The sequence below is a fragment of the Mesorhizobium sp. M7A.F.Ca.MR.362.00.0.0 genome (assembly GCF_004023175.1).
In the GTDB taxonomy this organism is placed as follows: Bacteria; Pseudomonadota; Alphaproteobacteria; order Rhizobiales; family Rhizobiaceae; genus Mesorhizobium.
Genome location: NZ_RZTF01000799.1, coordinates 1 through 575, shown reverse-complemented (window position 1 = coordinate 575; position 575 = coordinate 1). Strand labels below are relative to the sequence as shown.

The 575-nt window shown below is 59.1% G+C and carries 1 pseudogene; it reads right to left on the bottom strand.

Going from position 1 to position 575, the window contains the following annotated elements:
- Positions 1 to 474: pseudogene (locus EOC06_RS37780) on the bottom strand (IS6 family transposase); the annotation flags it as partial.
- Positions 475 to 575: the final 101 nt, after the last annotated feature.

The following is a 575-nucleotide window of genomic DNA, read 5'->3' as shown; positions in this document are numbered from 1 at the left end:
CGAGCGGTGTTCCACGTTCGGCATGAGCTGGCGTTTGGCCGCCCCGTAGGAGCGCAATTTGTCGGTGATCATACGCTTTGGCGGCAGACCCTGCTTCTTCAGAAGTCGCGTCAGCAGGCGCTTGGCGGCCTTGGTGTTGCGACGCGTCTGGACGATCTCGTCGAGCACATATCCGTCCTGATCAACCGCTCTCCACAACTAGCACTTCTGACCGTTGATGCGCACCGCGACTTCATCCAGGTGCCAGACATCATCTTTCGTCGGCGACTTGCGGCGTATGCGGCGCGCATAATCAGGGCCGTGCTTTCGGCACCATCGGCGGATGGTCTCGTAGGAAACGACGATCCCGCGATCGAGCAGCATTTCCTCGACATCGCGCAGGCTCAGATTGAAGCGGAAGTAGAGCCAGACAGCACGGGCCACGATTTCGATCGGATAGCGGTGGTTCTTGTAGGTCGGTGCACTCACGGTCATGGGCGCGCTGCTACCTCAATTTCCTTACCCCTCTATCAATGTGACCACCAGAGCGCGTGTTAATCGGATGGGATCGGGCTCTCACTCCCGATGGCAAGTCG